At 71.9% G+C, this 15,433-nt stretch carries 15 protein-coding genes; 10 read left to right on the forward strand and 5 right to left on the reverse strand.

Going from position 1 to position 15,433, the window contains the following annotated elements; translation table 11 throughout:
• The gene (locus ACFO0C_RS03860) at positions 1-360 is read right to left on the reverse strand and encodes a VOC family protein (protein ID WP_378065090.1); all 360 of its coding nucleotides are present in this window, start codon (positions 358-360) and stop codon (positions 1-3) included.
• A 95-nt stretch (positions 361-455) separates the two neighbouring features.
• Between ACFO0C_RS03860 and ACFO0C_RS03865 the strand changes: the two genes are divergently transcribed.
• The 3 genes from ACFO0C_RS03865 to ACFO0C_RS03875 are packed head-to-tail and all read left to right on the forward strand — an operon-like array spanning position 456 to position 4,672.
• Entirely contained in the window at positions 456-893 is a 438-nt protein-coding gene (locus ACFO0C_RS03865; RefSeq protein ID WP_378065091.1) for a GNAT family N-acetyltransferase, read from the forward strand.
• 39 nt (positions 894-932) lie between these two features.
• The gene (locus tag ACFO0C_RS03870; protein ID WP_378065093.1) at positions 933-1,718 is read left to right on the forward strand and encodes a type 1 glutamine amidotransferase; all 786 of its coding nucleotides are present in this window, start codon (positions 933-935) and stop codon (positions 1,716-1,718) included.
• Positions 1,718-4,672, forward strand: a complete 2,955-nt coding sequence (locus ACFO0C_RS03875; RefSeq protein WP_378065094.1) for a bifunctional [glutamine synthetase] adenylyltransferase/[glutamine synthetase]-adenylyl-L-tyrosine phosphorylase — start codon at positions 1,718-1,720, stop codon at positions 4,670-4,672. Before ACFO0C_RS03870 ends, ACFO0C_RS03875 begins: the two co-directional genes overlap by 1 nt.
• Positions 4,673-4,702: 30 nt before the next feature.
• Here ACFO0C_RS03875 and ACFO0C_RS03880 read toward each other — a convergent pair whose 3' ends face one another.
• Complete coding sequence (locus tag ACFO0C_RS03880) at positions 4,703-5,344, reverse strand: hypothetical protein (protein ID WP_378065096.1); 642 nt, start codon at positions 5,342-5,344, stop codon at positions 4,703-4,705.
• A 57-nt stretch (positions 5,345-5,401) separates the two neighbouring features.
• Complete coding sequence (locus tag ACFO0C_RS03885; protein ID WP_378065097.1) at positions 5,402-5,842, reverse strand: MarR family winged helix-turn-helix transcriptional regulator; 441 nt, start codon at positions 5,840-5,842, stop codon at positions 5,402-5,404.
• A 66-nt stretch (positions 5,843-5,908) separates the two neighbouring features.
• On the opposite strand from ACFO0C_RS03885, the gene ACFO0C_RS03890 reads away from it, so the two are divergent.
• From ACFO0C_RS03890 to ACFO0C_RS03910, 5 genes are all read left to right on the forward strand, one after another.
• Entirely contained in the window at positions 5,909-6,112 is a 204-nt protein-coding gene (locus tag ACFO0C_RS03890) for a hypothetical protein (RefSeq protein ID WP_378065098.1), read from the forward strand.
• 53 nt (positions 6,113-6,165) lie between these two features.
• A complete protein-coding gene (locus ACFO0C_RS03895) occupies positions 6,166-7,317 on the forward strand; it encodes a glycosyltransferase 87 family protein (RefSeq protein ID WP_378065099.1) in 1,152 nt (383 codons plus the stop codon).
• Between the two features lie 9 nt (positions 7,318-7,326).
• On the forward strand, positions 7,327-9,435 hold the full coding sequence (locus ACFO0C_RS03900; protein WP_378065100.1) for an esterase-like activity of phytase family protein: 2,109 nt from the start codon (positions 7,327-7,329) through the stop codon (positions 9,433-9,435).
• Positions 9,436-9,502: 67 nt separating this feature from the next.
• Positions 9,503-10,438 carry an ATP-binding cassette domain-containing protein gene (locus ACFO0C_RS03905; protein WP_378065101.1) on the forward strand — a complete coding sequence of 312 codons (936 nt, stop codon included), beginning with the start codon at positions 9,503-9,505 and terminating at the stop codon, positions 10,436-10,438.
• The gene (locus ACFO0C_RS03910) at positions 10,435-11,196 is read left to right on the forward strand and encodes an ABC transporter permease (RefSeq protein ID WP_378065102.1); all 762 of its coding nucleotides are present in this window, start codon (positions 10,435-10,437) and stop codon (positions 11,194-11,196) included. Before ACFO0C_RS03905 ends, ACFO0C_RS03910 begins: the two co-directional genes overlap by 4 nt.
• Here ACFO0C_RS03910 and ACFO0C_RS03915 read toward each other — a convergent pair.
• Positions 11,122-14,187, reverse strand: coding sequence for a BTAD domain-containing putative transcriptional regulator (locus ACFO0C_RS03915; RefSeq protein WP_378065103.1), 3,066 nt, complete (start codon positions 14,185-14,187; stop codon positions 11,122-11,124). The two genes, ACFO0C_RS03910 and ACFO0C_RS03915, sit on opposite strands and share 75 nt — an antisense overlap.
• Positions 14,188-14,398: 211 nt before the next feature.
• On the opposite strand from ACFO0C_RS03915, the gene ACFO0C_RS03920 reads away from it, so the two are divergent.
• On the forward strand, positions 14,399-15,037 hold the full coding sequence (locus ACFO0C_RS03920) for a YdcF family protein (protein WP_378065104.1): 639 nt from the start codon (positions 14,399-14,401) through the stop codon (positions 15,035-15,037).
• Here ACFO0C_RS03920 and ACFO0C_RS03925 read toward each other — a convergent pair whose 3' ends face one another.
• Entirely contained in the window at positions 15,038-15,193 is a 156-nt protein-coding gene (locus ACFO0C_RS03925) for a hypothetical protein (protein WP_378065105.1), read from the reverse strand.
• Here ACFO0C_RS03925 and ACFO0C_RS03930 point away from each other — a divergent pair.
• Positions 15,192-15,389: a hypothetical protein gene (locus ACFO0C_RS03930; protein WP_378065107.1), complete on the forward strand. Its 198-nt coding sequence runs from the start codon at positions 15,192-15,194 to the stop codon at positions 15,387-15,389. The two genes, ACFO0C_RS03925 and ACFO0C_RS03930, sit on opposite strands and share 2 nt — an antisense overlap.
• Positions 15,390-15,433 lie beyond the last annotated feature (44 nt).

Consider the following 15,433-nt stretch of genomic DNA (forward strand, 5'->3'; position numbering starts at 1 on the left):
TCAGCTCGCCGGTGGGGTGAAGACCTGGAACTGGTTGCCCGACGGGTCGAGCAGGTGGGCGATCTCGATCCCGGCCGCCGACGTGCGCCGGACCAGGACCTTGCCGCCGGCCGCCTCGGCCGCGCGGCAGGTGGCGTCGGTGTCGGCGACCAGCACCGAGAAGACGGCGTGGTTCGGGCCCTGCCCGCCGGTGTCCGCGAGCCCGCCCTGGATGCCGCCCTCGGCCGGGGTGCTGATGATGCGGTAACCGGGCACCGCGTCGTCGAACGTCCACCCGAAGAGGCCGCCGTAGAAGCGTGCGGCCTCGTCCGGCCGGTCGGTGCCGATCTGGAACCAGCCGATTCCGTTCACTGCGGACATGTTGTCTCTCCTTCGTTCTGTGGGACCTCTTCACTCTGGAGCCCCGGCCCGACACCGTCCTGTCGGTGTTTCCGCGCTTTGGCAAGATCACCCGAATGGAAGACATCAGCCTCGAACCGGTCACCGCCGGCAACTGGCGCGACTGCGCGGCCCTCACCGTCCATCCCGGCCAGAGGGACTTCGTCGCGGAGGTCACCTACTACCTCTGCATGTGCCACTACGGCGACACGTGGAACCCGCTCGCCGTGGTCCGTGGCGGTGTGGTGGTCGGGTTCGTCATCTGGGCGGTCGACGACGACGGCAGCCGCTGGATCGGCGGTCTCGTGGTGGACGCGGAACACCAGCGGCAGGGCATCGGCCGCGAGACCGTCCGGCAGCTCCGGGAGCGGCTGATCGCCGAGCCGGGCACCCCGAACGTGGCGCTCAGCTACCAGCCGGCCAACACCGCGGCCCGCGACCTCTACCTGTCCCTCGGGTTCGTCGAGACCGGCGAGACCGAGGACGACGAGGTGATCGCGCGCTGGGCCCCCTAGCGCCTGCCCTCCCCGAATAGCCTCGGTTAGCCTCAACCTGTGGGCACCGCACTAGTCATCGAGAACGACCCCAGCGACGATCTCCGGCGGCTCGGGGACTGGCTGGCCGAGGGTGGGCTGGAGCTCACCGTGCTCCGGCCGCACGCCGGCGACCCGCTGCCGGAGAGCCTGGACGGCTATCTGGCGCTGATCGTGCTGGGCGGTGATCAGAACGCGTTCCCCGACACCACAGGTGTGCCCGGCGCGCCCTGGTTCCCGGCGCTGGAGGGGCTGCTGCGCAAGGCGGTCCGGTTCCGGGTGCCGACGCTCGGCGTCTGCCTGGGCGGGCAGCTGCTGGCCCGGGCGCACGGTGGTGCCGTCGAGCGCAGCACGGCCGGCCCGGAGATCGGTCCCGGGCTGGTCGCCAAGCGCGACGCCGCCGACACCGACCCGCTGTTCAAGTGGGTGCCGCTGCTGCCCGACGTGCTGCAGTGGCACCGCGACGAGATCACCGCGCTGCCGGCCGGCGCGGTGCTGCTCGCCGCGTCCACCCGCTACCCGAACCAGGCGTTCCGGATCGGCGACCGGGCGTGGGGTCTCCAGTTCCACATCGAGTGCGACGCCGCGATGATCGCCGACTGGGCGAGCGCCGACAGCGCCACGCTGGCCGAGCTGGGCTACGACGCGGAGGCCGTGGTCGAGGCCACCTCGGCGGCGCTCGCCGATGTCGAGGAGGTGTGGCAGCCGTTCGCCGTCCGGTTCGCCGCGCTGGCGCACGGCCGGCTGGCCGACGCCGACATACCGAACCCCGGGACCGGCCGGACCCTGCCACTGCTGGGGCAGTGATGACCAGGCCCACCCGCCTCGCCCGGTACGGTTTCGCCGACAACGGTGCCCGCGCCACCGACCTGCTCGGGCCGGGCGGGCTGCGGCTGTGGGACCCGGAGGCGCAGGCGCCCGTCGACGAGCAGGCGGCGGTCCTGCTCGACGCGCTGTCCAAGGCCGCCGACCCCAATCTCGCGCTGCGCCAGCTGCACCGGGTGGTGGAGTCGGCGGAGCGCGGCGGGGCCAAGGCGGCCGAGGAGCTGCTCGGTGAGCTGGTCACCGACCACGGGCTGCGGCGGCGGCTGATCGCGGTGCTCGGTGCGTCGTCGGCGCTCGGTGACCACCTGGTGGCCAACACCGAGCAGTGGCGCACGCTGGCGACCGGGAGGAGCGGTCTGCCTCCGGAGGCCGACGGCGGGCTGGCCGATTTCGATCAGCTGACGGTGCCGGCGCTGCGGACGGCGTACCGGATATCGCTTCTGCGCATCGCCGCCGCGGACCTGACGGCGGGCCGCGGGCTGGAACCGACCATGGACGCCCTGTCCCGGCTGGCCGACGAGACCCTGGCCGCCGCCTACGCGATCGCCGTCGCCGGCCTGCCGGCGTCGACGCCGGAGCCGCGCCTCGCGGTCGTCGCGATGGGCAAGTGCGGCGGCAACGAGCTCAACTACGTCTCCGACGTCGACGTGATCTTCGTGGCGGCCGGTGACGAGGACCTGTCGGCCGGCACCACGATCGCCGCGCGCCTGATCGAGATCTGCGGTCAGGTGGCCTGGCCGGTGGACGCCGCGTTGCGCCCCGAGGGCAGCCGCGGCCCGCTGGTCCGCACGCTCGCCAGCCACCAGGCCTACTACCGGCGCTGGGCCCGCACGTGGGAGTTCCAGGCGCTGCTCAAGGCGCGCCCGGCCGCCGGTGACCTGGCCCTGGCGCAGGAGTGGATCGCTGATCTGGCTCCGCTGGTCTGGCACGCGGCCGAGCGGCCCGAGGCGGTCGCCGACGTCCGCGACATGCGTCGCAAGATCATCGACAACGTGCCGAAGAAGGAGCTGGACCGCGAGATCAAACGCGGTCCGGGTGGCCTGCGCGACATCGAGTTCGCGGTGCAGCTGCTCCAGCTCGTGCACGGGCGGGCGGACGAGACACTGCGCTCCGGCGGGACGCTCCCGGCGCTGCGCGCCCTGGTCACCGGCGGCTACGTCGGCCGCGAGGACGGCGAGACGCTGCTGCGTGGTTACCGTTTCCTGCGCGGCGTCGAGCACCGGCTGCAACTGCAACATCTCAAACGTACGCACACCGTGCCCGACGACCCGGCCGGTCTGCGCTGGCTCGCGGCCGCTCTCGGCTACACCGCGCTGCCCGGCCGGGACGCCGTCGAGTCGTTCCGCTCCGACTGGGTCGGTCACGCCGCCAACGTCCGCCGCCTGCACGTGAAGCTGCTGTACCGCCCGCTGCTGGAGGCTGTCGCCCGGGTGCCGGCCGAGGAGCTGCGGATGACCCCGGAGTCGGCCCGCAAGCGGCTGGAGATCCTCGGATTCGCCGACCCGGTGGGTGCTCTGCGTCATCTGGAGGCGCTGACCGGCGGCGTGACCCGGACGTCGGCGATCCAGCGGACCCTGCTGCCGATGCTGCTCCAGGATTTCGCCGACGCCCCCGAACCGGACCGTGGCCTGCTCAACTACCGCCAGGTCTCGGACAAGCTGGGCAGTACCCCGTGGTACCTGCGGTTGCTGCGGGACGCCGGCCCGGTGGCCCGCCGGCTGGCCCGCGTGCTGAGCCTGTCGCGGTACGCCACCGACCTGCTCACCCGCGACCCGGAGGCGTTGCGCCTGCTGGCCGAGGACGCCGAGCTCCAGCCCCGGCCCCGGGAGTCGCTGCGGGACGGGTTCGCCGCGGCCGGCGACCGGCACACCGACCCGGTGAAGGCGATCGCCGCGGTCCGGGCGCTGCGCCGTCGTGAACTGTTCCGGCTGGCCTGCGCGGACATCCTGAGCCAGGGCGGCGACCTGGCCCCGGACCGTCCGCTGGGCGTCGACGCGATCGGCATGGCCCTGTCCGACGTCACCGACGCGACGCTGAACGCGGCGTTGCGGATCGCCCGGCGCGCCAAACCGGCCCCGGAGGGCCTCCGGTTCGCGGTGATCGGCATGGGCCGGCTGGGCGGCTACGAGATGAGCTACCCGTCCGACGCCGACGTGCTGTTCGTCTACGAGCCGCCGGCGGGTGTGCCGGAGGGCGAGGCCAGCGCGGCGGCGCGTGCCGTGGCCGAGGAGATGCGCCGGCTGCTGAACGCGCCGGCGCCCGACCCGGCTCTCGGCGTCGACGCCGACCTGCGCCCGGAGGGCCGGCAGGGGCCGCTGGTGCGCAGCCTGGCGGCCTACCGGCACTACTACGACCGCTGGTCGAAGGTGTGGGAGGCGCAGGCGCTGCTGCGGGCCCGGTTCGTCTGCGGCGACGCCGATCTGGGGCGGCGGTTCGAGCAGCTGGCCGACGGCGTCCGCTATCCGGCCGGTGGCCTGACCCGTGAGCAGGTGACCGAGATCCGCCGGATCAAGGCCCGGGTGGAGACCGAGCGGCTGCCCCGTGGCGCCGACCCGAACACGCACACCAAACTGGGCCGGGGCGGGCTCGCCGACGTCGAGTGGGCGGTGCAGGTCACCCAGCTGCGGCACACGCACGCGGTTCCGGAGCTGCGCAAGACCCGGACCCTGGAGGCGCTGGAGTCGGCGTCGGTGGCCGGTCTGATCAGCGAGGCGGACGCGGCCGAGATGACCGCCGGGTGGACGCTGGCGGCGCAGGTGCGCAACGCGTTGACCCTGGTCCGGGGCCGTCCGACCGACCAGCTGCCCCGGCACGGGGTCGAGCTGGCGGGCGCGGTGCTCCTTCTGGGCGGCGGCGATCCGGGTGAGTTCGTGGATCGCTACCTGCGGCTGACCCGGCGGTCCCGGGCGGCGATGGAACGGGTGCTGGAGAGCTGACCGCGGAGTGGTCGATCGCGGAGTGGCGGATCAGCACGGCCGGTTCGTGCCGTCGCCCCGCAGCATCCGGTAACCGTCACCGTGGGCGCTGAGGAGGTAGGTGACCTCCCAGCGTGTGCAGGTCTCGCCCCGGCGTCCGGGTGGCCCGTGGCCCGCCTGCTGCTCGCTGCGGAAACTCACCTCGGCGCGGAGCCGCCCGGCGGTCACCTCGGTCAGGCCGTGCAGCACGACGTCGGAGTCCCGGCTGGTCGACGTGCCGTCGGCGAACGCCCGCAGCTGGCCGGGCACACCCGGATCGAGGTCGCCGGCCGGGTCGAGGATCGTCGCCACGGCCCGGTAGTCCCGCTCGTTGATCCCGGAGAAGTAGGTGTCGAGCATCACGGCGACGGCGGCCGCGCGCGGGTCGTCGACGCGGCGGTGCACGGTGACCAGGCCCGCCGGGGTGTTCTCCAGGATCGGCGGGGTGCTCCGCATCGTCGCCTTCTCGGTGCGGGGTTTCCCGGAGCCGAACAGGCGCGGGCCGCCGATCACCGCCGCGAGGGCCAGGGTTCCGACGAGGACGGCCAGCGGCAGGGCGGGAAGGATCCGGCTGCGGGCCGGCGGCGACGAGCACGCCCGGCAAGCCTCCGTCCCACCGTTGGTGCGTTCCCCGCATACGACGCAGATCCACATCCGGCTCGTCCTCCCCTGCCAGTCCCAACGACGGCGGCGGATGGATGAGCCGGAGAGTCACCCGGTCGCGGCGGTTATCACCCGGGTGAGCGCCTCGTGCACGCGGCGAAGCTCCTCGATCGGCATGCCGAGCCGCTCGACCACGGCGTGCGGGATCCGCTCGGCGTCGGCCCGCAGCGCCCGGCCCCGCTGGGTCAGGGTGATGGCCAGGCTGCGCTCGTCGGCACGGTCCCGCTCGCGACGCAGGTAACCGATCGCCTCCAGGCGCTTGAGCAGCGGCGACAGCGTGCCCGGATCGAGTTGCAGGAGCTCGCTGAGACGGCGCACGGACAGCGGAGAGTACTGCCAGAGGGCGAGCATCACCAGATATTGCGGGTGGGTCAGGCCCATCGGCTCGAGCAGGGGACGGTAGATCGCCACGACACTGCGGGCGGCCACCGACAGCGCGAAGCAGACCTGCTGCTCCAGCGCCAGGGGGTCGTCGACCGGATCACTCATCGGTGGTCAGCCTACCAAAAATTGGTGTACAAATGATTGGCACACCAACGGTCTTCGGGAGGCGTCATGTCGGGGTTCAAGGCCTGGTTCCACCGGACGTTCGACGACTGGTTCTTCCGCTCCATGATCGGGCCCGCACAGACCAAGGGTGCGGTGCACGGCGCCGACCACTTCGCCCGGGAGCAGTGGAAACGCGACCTGGAGAACCGGAAGCGCTACACCCGTGAGCAGCGTGAGCGCAAGCGTGCGGAGCGTGCCGCTCGCCGGTGACCGCAGGCCGCCGCAGGCCACCACGGTAGGGTCGGCGGCGTGGAAAGTGCTGCATGAAGCGAAAAGCGATGGTCATCGGCCTGGCGTCGATCACGGTGGGACTGATCGTTCTCGCGGTGTTCCGTAACTCGTACTTCGACTCGCGGGTCTACCACGGGGCGATCGTGTACTGGTTCCGTGACGGCGGCATGGTCTACGACTTCCTCCGGCCGGGTACGCCGTACGGCTTCACCTACCCACCCTTTGCCGGCCTGGTGATGTCCCCGATGGCGGTGCTCCCGCTGTTGCTGGTGATGATCCTGGCGACGATCGGGACGGTGATCACCACCGCCCTGCTGGTGTGGTGGCTGGCCGGGCCGGAGTTCGAGCGCCGCGGCTGGCCGGTCAGGTTCTCCTTCGCGATCGCGCTCTGTCTGGCGCTGGCCTTCGAGCCGGTCCGCGAGACGATCAGCTTCGGTCAGGTGAATACGCTGTTGCTGGCCCTGGTGGCCGGCGACATGCTGCTCGGGCTGGACAAGGGCCGCAAATGGGCGGGTGTCGGCATCGGCCTGGCCACCGCGATCAAGCTGACGCCCGGCGTGTTCATCCTCTACCTGCTGGTGACCCGGCGCTGGCGGGCCCTGTGGACGGCGATCGGCACTGCCACCGGCGTCACCCTGCTGGCCGGCGCGATCTTCCCGGACGAGTCGCGCGAGTTCTGGACCTCGGCGTTGTGGGACACCAACCGGGTGGGCCTGCTGCACTTCCTGTCCAACCAGTCCGAGCGCGGTCTCCTGGCCCGGTTGCCGATCGACACCGTCGAGTCGAAGGTGTGGCTGGTGTGTGTGCTGGCCACGCTCGGGGTCTGGGGGTGGCGGGTGGCGCGGGCCCGTGCGGATGTGGTCGGCGGGCTGGCCCTGACCGGGGTGCTGGGCTGCCTGATCAGCCCGGTCACCTGGATCCACCACTGGGTGTGGGTGATTCCGGCGCTGGTGCGGTGCCTGTTCCTGTTCGACTCCGCCCGGGTGCGGTTCGCCCTCGGCCTGTCGGCCTACCTGTTGATGACGTCGCACGTCACGTGGCTGTGGGACAAGGCGCCACGTCCGCCGCTGGAGCTGCTCGGCGGCAACGTTTATGTCTGGTTCGGGCTGGCTCTGCTGCTCTGGACACCCGTCGGCACCCGTCGTTCGTCTGACGTCCATGAACGGGACAAGATCATCGCGTAGTCAGGGCTCATGTCTCTACGCCGTACCACCTCGGCGGTTGTCTCCGTCGTGGCCGTGGCCGCGGTCGGTGCCGTGCCCACCGCGGCGGCCGCGCACGGCCGCTCCGAGGAATTCCGCCGGCTCTCCACCTTTCCGGCCTACCTGAACTCGTCGATCGACGACACCGCGGCAGCCGAGATCTCGACCGTCACCGACGACGGTCGCACTGTGGTCTACACCGACAGCCCGGGTGGGCGCCTCGGCTTCGTCGACATCAGCAACCCGTCGGCACCGAAACCGGCCGGCACCCTCGCCGTCGGCGGCGAGCCCACCTCGGTCGCCCACCTGGGCCGCCTGCTGCTCGCCGGGGTGAACACCCGGACCAGCTTCACCTCGCCGTCCGGCAAGCTCGTCGTGATCGACGCGAAGTCCCGCGCCGTGCAGCGGGAGATCGACCTCGGCGGCCAGCCGGACTCGGTCGCCGTCGCCCCGAGCGGCCGCTACATCGCCGTGGCCATCGAGAACGAGCGCGACGAGGATGTGAACGACGGCGCGATCCCGCAGGCCCCGGCCGGCTGGCTCGCCGTGATCGACACCCGGACCTGGAAGGTCTCCCGGGTTTCGCTCACCGGCCTGTCCGCGATCGCGCCGACCGATCCGGAGCCCGAGTACGTCAGCATCAACTCCCGCGACGAGGCCGTCGTCTCGCTCCAGGAGAACAACCACCTCGTCGTGGTCGACCTGCGCACCGGCAGGATCGTCCGCAGCGTCGACGCCGGCACGGTCACCGTCAGTCAGGTCGACACCCTCGATGACGACAAGATCGAACTGACCGGCACGATCACCGCCGAGCGTGAGCCCGACGGTGTCGCCTGGATCGACGACGACCTGTTCGCCACCGCCAACGAGGGCGACTACGAGGGCGGCTCCCGCGGCTGGTCGATCTTCAGCAAGCGGACCGGCAAGGTCGTCTGGGACGCCGGCAACAGCCTGGAGCACATCGCCGTCGCCCACGGCCAGTACCCGGACAAGCGCTCCGACGCCAAGGGCATCGAGGCGGAGAACGTCGCGTTCGCGGTCCTGAACCGGACCCCGTACGTCTTCGTCAACTCCGAGCGCGGCAACTTCACCGCCGTCTACGACGTGTCGAACCCGGCCGAGCCGAGATTCAAGCAGCTCCTGCCGACCACCAACGGCCCCGAGGGCGTCGTCGCGGTCCCGTCGCGCAACCTCGTCGTCGTCTCCTCCGAGGAGGAGGACCCCTCGATCGGCATCCGCGGCACCGTCCAGGTCTACGGCTTCGGCTCGCCGCGCAACTCCGCCCTGGTCTCCCGGCACGACATCCCGTGGGGCGCGCTGTCCGCTCTCTCGGCGGTTCCCGGCCGCCGGGACCGGCTCGCGAGTGTCACCGATGCCGTCTACATGCCGACCCGGATCCTCGGCCTCACCACGAGCGGGGTCATCGACAGCGAGCTGACCGTCACCAAGGACGGAGAGCCGGTGGGCTACGACGTCGAAGGACTCGTCGTGCGCAAGGCAGGCGGTTACTGGCTGGCCGTCGAGGGCACCAACACTCTGGTACGACTGGACGCGCGCGCCCGCGTCCAGGAGGAGATCCCCCTGCCCGCCGATGTGGCGGCCGCGGTCACCAGCAACGGCCTGGAGGGTGTGGCCGAGGTCGGCGGATCGGTGTGGGTGGCCGTCCAGCGCCCGATCAAGGGCGACCCGGCGAACGTCGCCCGGATCGGCCGTTACGACACGGCCACGAAGTCCTGGTCGTGGCTGCTCTACCCGCTCGACACCGCGCCGACCGGCTGGGTCGGGCTGTCCGAGCTGGTCGCCGTCGACAAGGACACGTTCGCCGTGATCGAGCGCGACAACCAGCGCGGCACCCTCGCCGCGATCAAGCGGATCTACACGTTCGACGTGCCCAAGACCTGGACCGGCACCCCGACCGTGTCGAAGAAGCTGGTCAAGGACCTGCTGCCGCTGCTCCGGGCAGACGGGGGCTGGGTGCAGGACAAGGTCGAGGGCCTCGCCGTCGCCGGGAACGGCCGTACCTACGCCGTGACCGACAACGACGGGCTCGACGACAGCACCGGCGAGACGGTCTTCCTGGACCTGGGCCGGCTGCTCTGACGTGACCTGACATGGCGCTGATCGCCGTATCAGCGCCATGTCAGCACGCCGGAGCACGGTGTCCGGCATGGACACCACCTATGCGATCCACGCCGAAGGGCTGGTGAAACGCTTCGGCGACACCACCGCCCTGGACGGCGTCGACCTGGCCGTGCGCCCGGGCACGGTCCTCGGTCTGCTGGGGCCCAACGGGGCCGGGAAGACCACCGCCGTCCGGGTGCTCGCCACCCTGATCCGCCCGGACGCCGGACACGCCACCGTCGGCGGCTTCGACGTCGTCCGGCAGCCGCACGAGGTTCGCACACTGATCGGGCTGACCGGCCAGTACGCCTCGGTCGACGAGACCCTCAACGGCACCGAGAACCTCCTCATGATCGGCCGGTTGCTCGGCCTGTCCCGTCGCGACGCCCGCGCCCGGGCCCGTGACCTGCTGGCCCGTTTCGAGCTGACGGACGCCGCGAGCCGGGCCGCCGGGAAGTACTCCGGAGGCATGCGCCGCCGCCTCGACCTGGCGGCCAGCCTGGTCGGTGACCCGCGGGTGCTCTACCTGGACGAGCCGACCACCGGCCTGGACCCCCGCAGCCGCAACGAGGTGTGGGACATCGTCCGCGGCCTGGTCGCCGACGGCACCACCGTGCTGCTGACCACCCAGTACCTGGACGAGGCCGACCAGCTGGCCGGCGAGATCGTGGTGATCGACCACGGACGGGTCATCGCCACCGGCACACCGGCCCAGCTCAAGGCGCGTACCGGGGCGCAGACCGTGACCGTCCGCCCCGCCTTCGCCGACCAGCTCGCCCGGGTCCGCGACGCGGTCGGCCGGGTCGCCACCGGCCCGGTCGACGTGGCCGGTGAGGTCGTCACCGCACCGGTCAGCGACCCCGGCGCCCTCGCCAAACTGGTCCGTGACCTCGACGAACACGGCCTGACAGTGGCCGAGCTGGCGCTGCGCAGCCCCAGCCTCGACGAGGTCTTCCTCAGCCTGACGGGAGGTCACGTATGACCACGATGGCGCTGCGCAACACCGCCACACTGGCCTGGCGCACCCTGGTCCAGATCAAGCACAACCCGTTCGAGCTGTTCGACTTCAGCGTCCAGCCGATCATGTTCCTGCTGCTCTTCACCTACGTCTTCGGTGGTGCCATCGCCGACACGCCGGGGGAGTACCTGACCTACGCCCTGCCCGGCATCATCGTGCAGAACCTGCTGTTCGCCACCCTGAACACCGGCGTCGGCCTGAACACCGACATCAGCAAGGGCGTCTTCGACCGGCTCCGGTCACTGCCGATCGCCCGGTTCTCCCCGCTGGCCGGCCGGATCGTCGCCGACGTCATCAAGCAGGCGTGGGCGGTCGCGCTGCTGCTCGGTCTCGGCATGGTCCTCGGTTTCCGGGTCGAGACCGGCCCGGTGCAGGTGCTCGCCGCGTTCGCGCTGCTGCTCGGGTTCGCCTTCGCCGCGTCCTGGATGTCGGTGCTGGTGGCGATGCTGGTCAGCGAACCGGAGAAGGTGCAGATCTTCGGTTTCGTGCTGCTCTTCCCGATCACGTTCGCCAGCGGCGCGTTCGTCGACCCGGACACCATGCCTAGCTGGCTGCGCACGTTCGCCGACGTCAACCCGACGAGCATCCTGGCCGACGCCGCCCGGGGCCTGCTCAGCGGCGGACCGGTCGCCGGCCCGGTCACCCGGTCACTGCTCTGGGCGGCCGGATTCCTGGTGGTCTTCGCCCCGCTGTCGGTCCGGGCCTTCCGCCGCCGGATCTGACTCCAGACCGGCCGCCGCCAGCGCGGTCGCCATGGTGACCCCGTCACCCCGGTGGTACGCCGCATCGAAGCCCGCGTCGCCCAGCGCGGCGCGGGCTTCGCGGAACGTCCGTTCGGCCTGCTCGACCGTGCGGTCCTCGGAACCACGCACCGCGTCCGCCGCACCCAGCAGAAAGGCCGCCCGGGCCGGATCGCCCTCCCGCAACGCCAGGTCCGCCACCCCGGCCAGCACCTGCGCGATCACCGGCGAGTCGCTCGAGTCGACAGCGATCCGGATCGCCTGCCGATGGCCGGCCCGGGCCAGCGCCAGATCCCCGGCGGCACCCTCGATCAGGGCACCCGTGCTGTGCGCCATCGCCCGGAACTGCGGCGCGAACGTCGACCTCTCGATCAGCCGGATCGCCGTCGCGTTGTGCTCACGGGCGGCGGCCAGATCGCCCTCGGCCAGCGCGATCACCGCGTGACAGTGGTGCACCGACGCCATCACCTCGGGGATGCCGACCTCCCGGGCGAACTCACGGGCCCGCTTCAACAACCGGCGCGCCTCCTCCGGCTCCCCGCTCAGCCACACCTGGTGTGCCGTCTTCACGGCCAGCTGCGGCAGGTCCTCCCGCATGCCGACCTCCTCCAGCAGGGCCATCGCCTCCCGCTGCCAGTCCAGCGCCTGCCGGAACTCGCCGCGCGCCGCGGTCAGATCGGCCAGCGAGCTGAGCGTGAACCCGATCCCCCAGCGGTCCCCGACCTGCCGGAACCCGTCCAGCGCGGCCCTCAGGTCGGCCTCGGCCGCCGCCGCGGGCTCGCCCAGGTTGAGCCGAACCTGACCGACCAGCATCCGCGAGATGGCCCGCAGCCACGGATCCGGATCGTCGGCGAGCCGCTCGGCACCGCCGTACCGCGCCGTCTCCGACGACTGCGAGTAGATCGCCGCCAGTGGACTGAGCAGTCGTAACGCGGGATGCCGGTCCTGCACCCCCTCGGCGAGCCGCTCCGCCGCGAGGAAGAGGATCTTGACCTGGTCGAACTCCATCGGGCCCTCGACACCGTTGAGCGCGGCGAACACGTGCACCAGCGCCAGATCGGCCTGGCCGGCCGGTCCGGGCAACGCGATCACCTCGGCACACAGGCGCGCGCCCTCCGTCCGGTGCCCGTTCAGCCACCAGTACCAGCCCAGGTTCGCCACCAGCGTCACCGCGCTCGGCCGGTCACCGGCCGCGATCGCGTCCTGGACGGCCGCGTGCAGGTTGTCGTGCTCCACGCTCAGCCGCCGCAGCCAGACCAACTGATCGGCGCGGCGCAGATGCGGCTCCGCCTCCCGGGCCAGGTCGATCAGGTAGGCGATCAGGGCACGGCGCACCGGCTCGGTCTCACCCGCCTCGGCCAGGCGCTCCAGCCCGTACTCCCGGATCGTCTCCAGCATCCGGTAGCGCCCGTCCGGGCCCAGGACCAGCAGCGACTTGTCGACCAGGGCGGCCGGCGGATCCAGGTCAGGCCCGCAGATCCGCTCCACCGCGGTCACGTCCGCCCCGCCGGGCAGCATCGCCAGCCGTCGCCACACCCGCCGCTCGTCGCCGGACAGCAGATCCCAGCTCCAGTCGACGACCGCCCGCAACGTCCGGTGCCGGGGGAGCGCGGTCCGGCTGCCGCCGGTGAGCAGACGGAACCGGTCGGCCAGCCGGTCGGCGAGAACCGCCGCCGGCAGGGTACGCAACCGGGCCGCGGCCAGCTCGATCGCCAGCGGCATGCCGTCCAGGGCGCGGCAGATCCGTACCACCGGCCCGGTGTTCTCCGCCGTCAGCTCGAAACCAGAGGTCCGGTCCAGCAGCAACCGGACAGCCGGGGCCGCGGCGGCCGTCACCGGATCCGCCTCGTCCGGTGGCAGCGCCAGCGGCTCCACCGGGAACAACCGCTCACCGGTGATTCCCAGCGGCTCCCGGCTCGTCGCCAGCAGCCGCAGACCCGGCGCGGCCCGCAACAGCACGTCGGCCAGCTCGGCGGCGGCCTCGATCACGTGCTCGCAGTTGTCCAGAATCAGCAGCATCTCCCGGCCGGCCAGCGCCTCCTTCAGCCGCTCCAGCGGAGGCACGCTCTGCCGCAGCCGCAGCGTCGACAGGATCGTCTGCGGCAGTTCGGCCGGGTCCCGTACCGGAGCAAGCTCCACCCGCCACACCGCACCCGCAACCGCACCGCCGACCTCGACCGACAGCCGCGTCTTGCCGCTGCCACCCGGACCGGTCAGAGTGACCAGCCGGTGCTCGCCGAGCAGGGCGCGCACCGCGCGCACCTCGGCCGCCCGGCCGACGAAACTGCTCACCTCGGCCGGCAGATTCCCCTCCGCAACGCCGGTGTCCCGCAGCAGCTCCAGGTGCAGCCCGGCCAGCTCCGCCGACGGATCCACCCCCAACTGCTCACCGAGCCGCCGCCGGGCCTGCTCGAAGACCTCCAGCGCCCGCCCCCGGTTCCCCGCGTCCCGCAACGCCCGGACCAGCAGCGCCGCCAGCGGCTCGTCCAGCGGATGCGCCGCCACCAGCGCCTCCAGCTCCGGAACGACATCCCGACGGCCCATCTCCCCGGCCAGCCGGGCCCGGCGCGCGGCCAGCCGCAACCCCTCCAGCCGCACCGCTTCTGGGCGTGCCACCTCCGGGAACTCCAGGTCGCCGCGCCACAGGCCGAGCGTCCCCGCCGGATCCCGGGTGAACCGGTGCGCGTCGATCGTCACCGGGTCGGCGACCAGGCGATATCCGGCCGGGGTGGCCGCCACGACCAGACCCGGCGCGGCCCTCCGCAGGCGCGAGACCAGGGCCTGCAACGCGTTCGCCGCGGCCACGGGCGGCGCGTCACCCCAGACACCGTCGATCAACCGGTCCGCGGTCACCTCACGGCCCGCGTCCAGGGCGAGCAGGACCACGAGGGTACGCAACCGCGCTCCCGTCACCGGCAGGAGCGACCCGTCCCCGTCCCGGACCTCCACCGGCCCGAGTACCGCGATCTCCACCCGGTCGATTCTGCCGCCCGAACGCACCCCGAGTCTCCTTCGGCCTCCCGGTCTGCTCCTTCTCCCGGGCGCCTCCTGCTCCGGGCGTCCCTCGGTCTCCCGGTCCCCGTCGGACTCCCGGGCTTCTTCGGTTTCGGGCGTCCCTCGGTCTCCCTCGGACTCCCGCGTTTCTTCGTTTCTGGGTCCTTCGGCTTCCTGGCAGAATGATCTTGTGGAGTTCGAGGTGATGCCCGGAACGCCTGGCCTGGCCCTCGACCAGGTCGCGCACGTCCTGGTGCCGGGCCACGGCCGCAACCACGACGCCTCCGGCCTCAACCCGGGCGGTGCCGACCGTTGCCGCATCGCCCTCGACCTGCACACCTTCCTCGGCCGCGGTGTCATCGTCTGCTCGGGTTACAAATCTCCGGCCGACCGCAAGGGCGTCGTCGTCCACCTGGCCGGGAAGGCCTTCCGGGGTGTTCCCGAAGCCGACCTGATGCACGCCTGGCTCCTGGCCGCCGGCGCCGCCCCGGAGGCGCTCCGCATCGAACGGCACTCCGTCGACACCGTCACCAACCTGCTCCGCAGCGAAACGTGTTTCGGCGACGACCGTCCGATCGCGATCGTCGCCCAGCGGGCCCATCTGCGGCGCATCCTGTCGATCGTCGCCCGACGTGTGTTACGCCGCCCCTACCTGGGCGTCGTCGTTCCCGGCGGAACACCCCGCGAGAACCCGCTGGCCGGCCCGATGAGCCGCTTGATCATCGCCGGCCTGCCCGCCGACCCGGACGCGGCGATCACCACGGCCACCGCCCGGGCCGAACGTCTCTGGCAACTCGCCGGCCTGCTCGGCAAGCGCTCCTACCACTGATCAGGCGCCAGGCGTGGACCCGCCGCCGTACTTGGACGGGTTGTCGGGAATGTCATCGGTCGGCGGCAGGGGAGGGGCCTGACGGGTCCGCAGGGCTACGACGAGGGCGCCCACCGCGATGACGCCGATCAGCGACACGAAGAGAAACAGCTCCATGCCTCTCAGTGTGCGCGCCTGGAACAATCCCGCGGATGAGCACCTTCGACGACATCAGCCGGCCTACGAGCTCGGCCGGCCCCAAGGCCTGCTGCTGGCCCAGCGCTACACCCGTACCAGAGGCATCGTCCGCCCGGCCGGTAACCCGGCCTTGATCGGCCGCCCCGACCCGCTGGTCCACGATTCGGTGGCCTGACCCCGCCCGCGGTCGGCTCATACCAGAGGGTCAGCTCACGTCGG

It is taken from the genome of Actinoplanes subglobosus, assembly GCF_042650585.1.
Lineage (GTDB): Bacteria > Actinomycetota > Actinomycetes > Mycobacteriales > Micromonosporaceae > Actinoplanes > Actinoplanes subglobosus.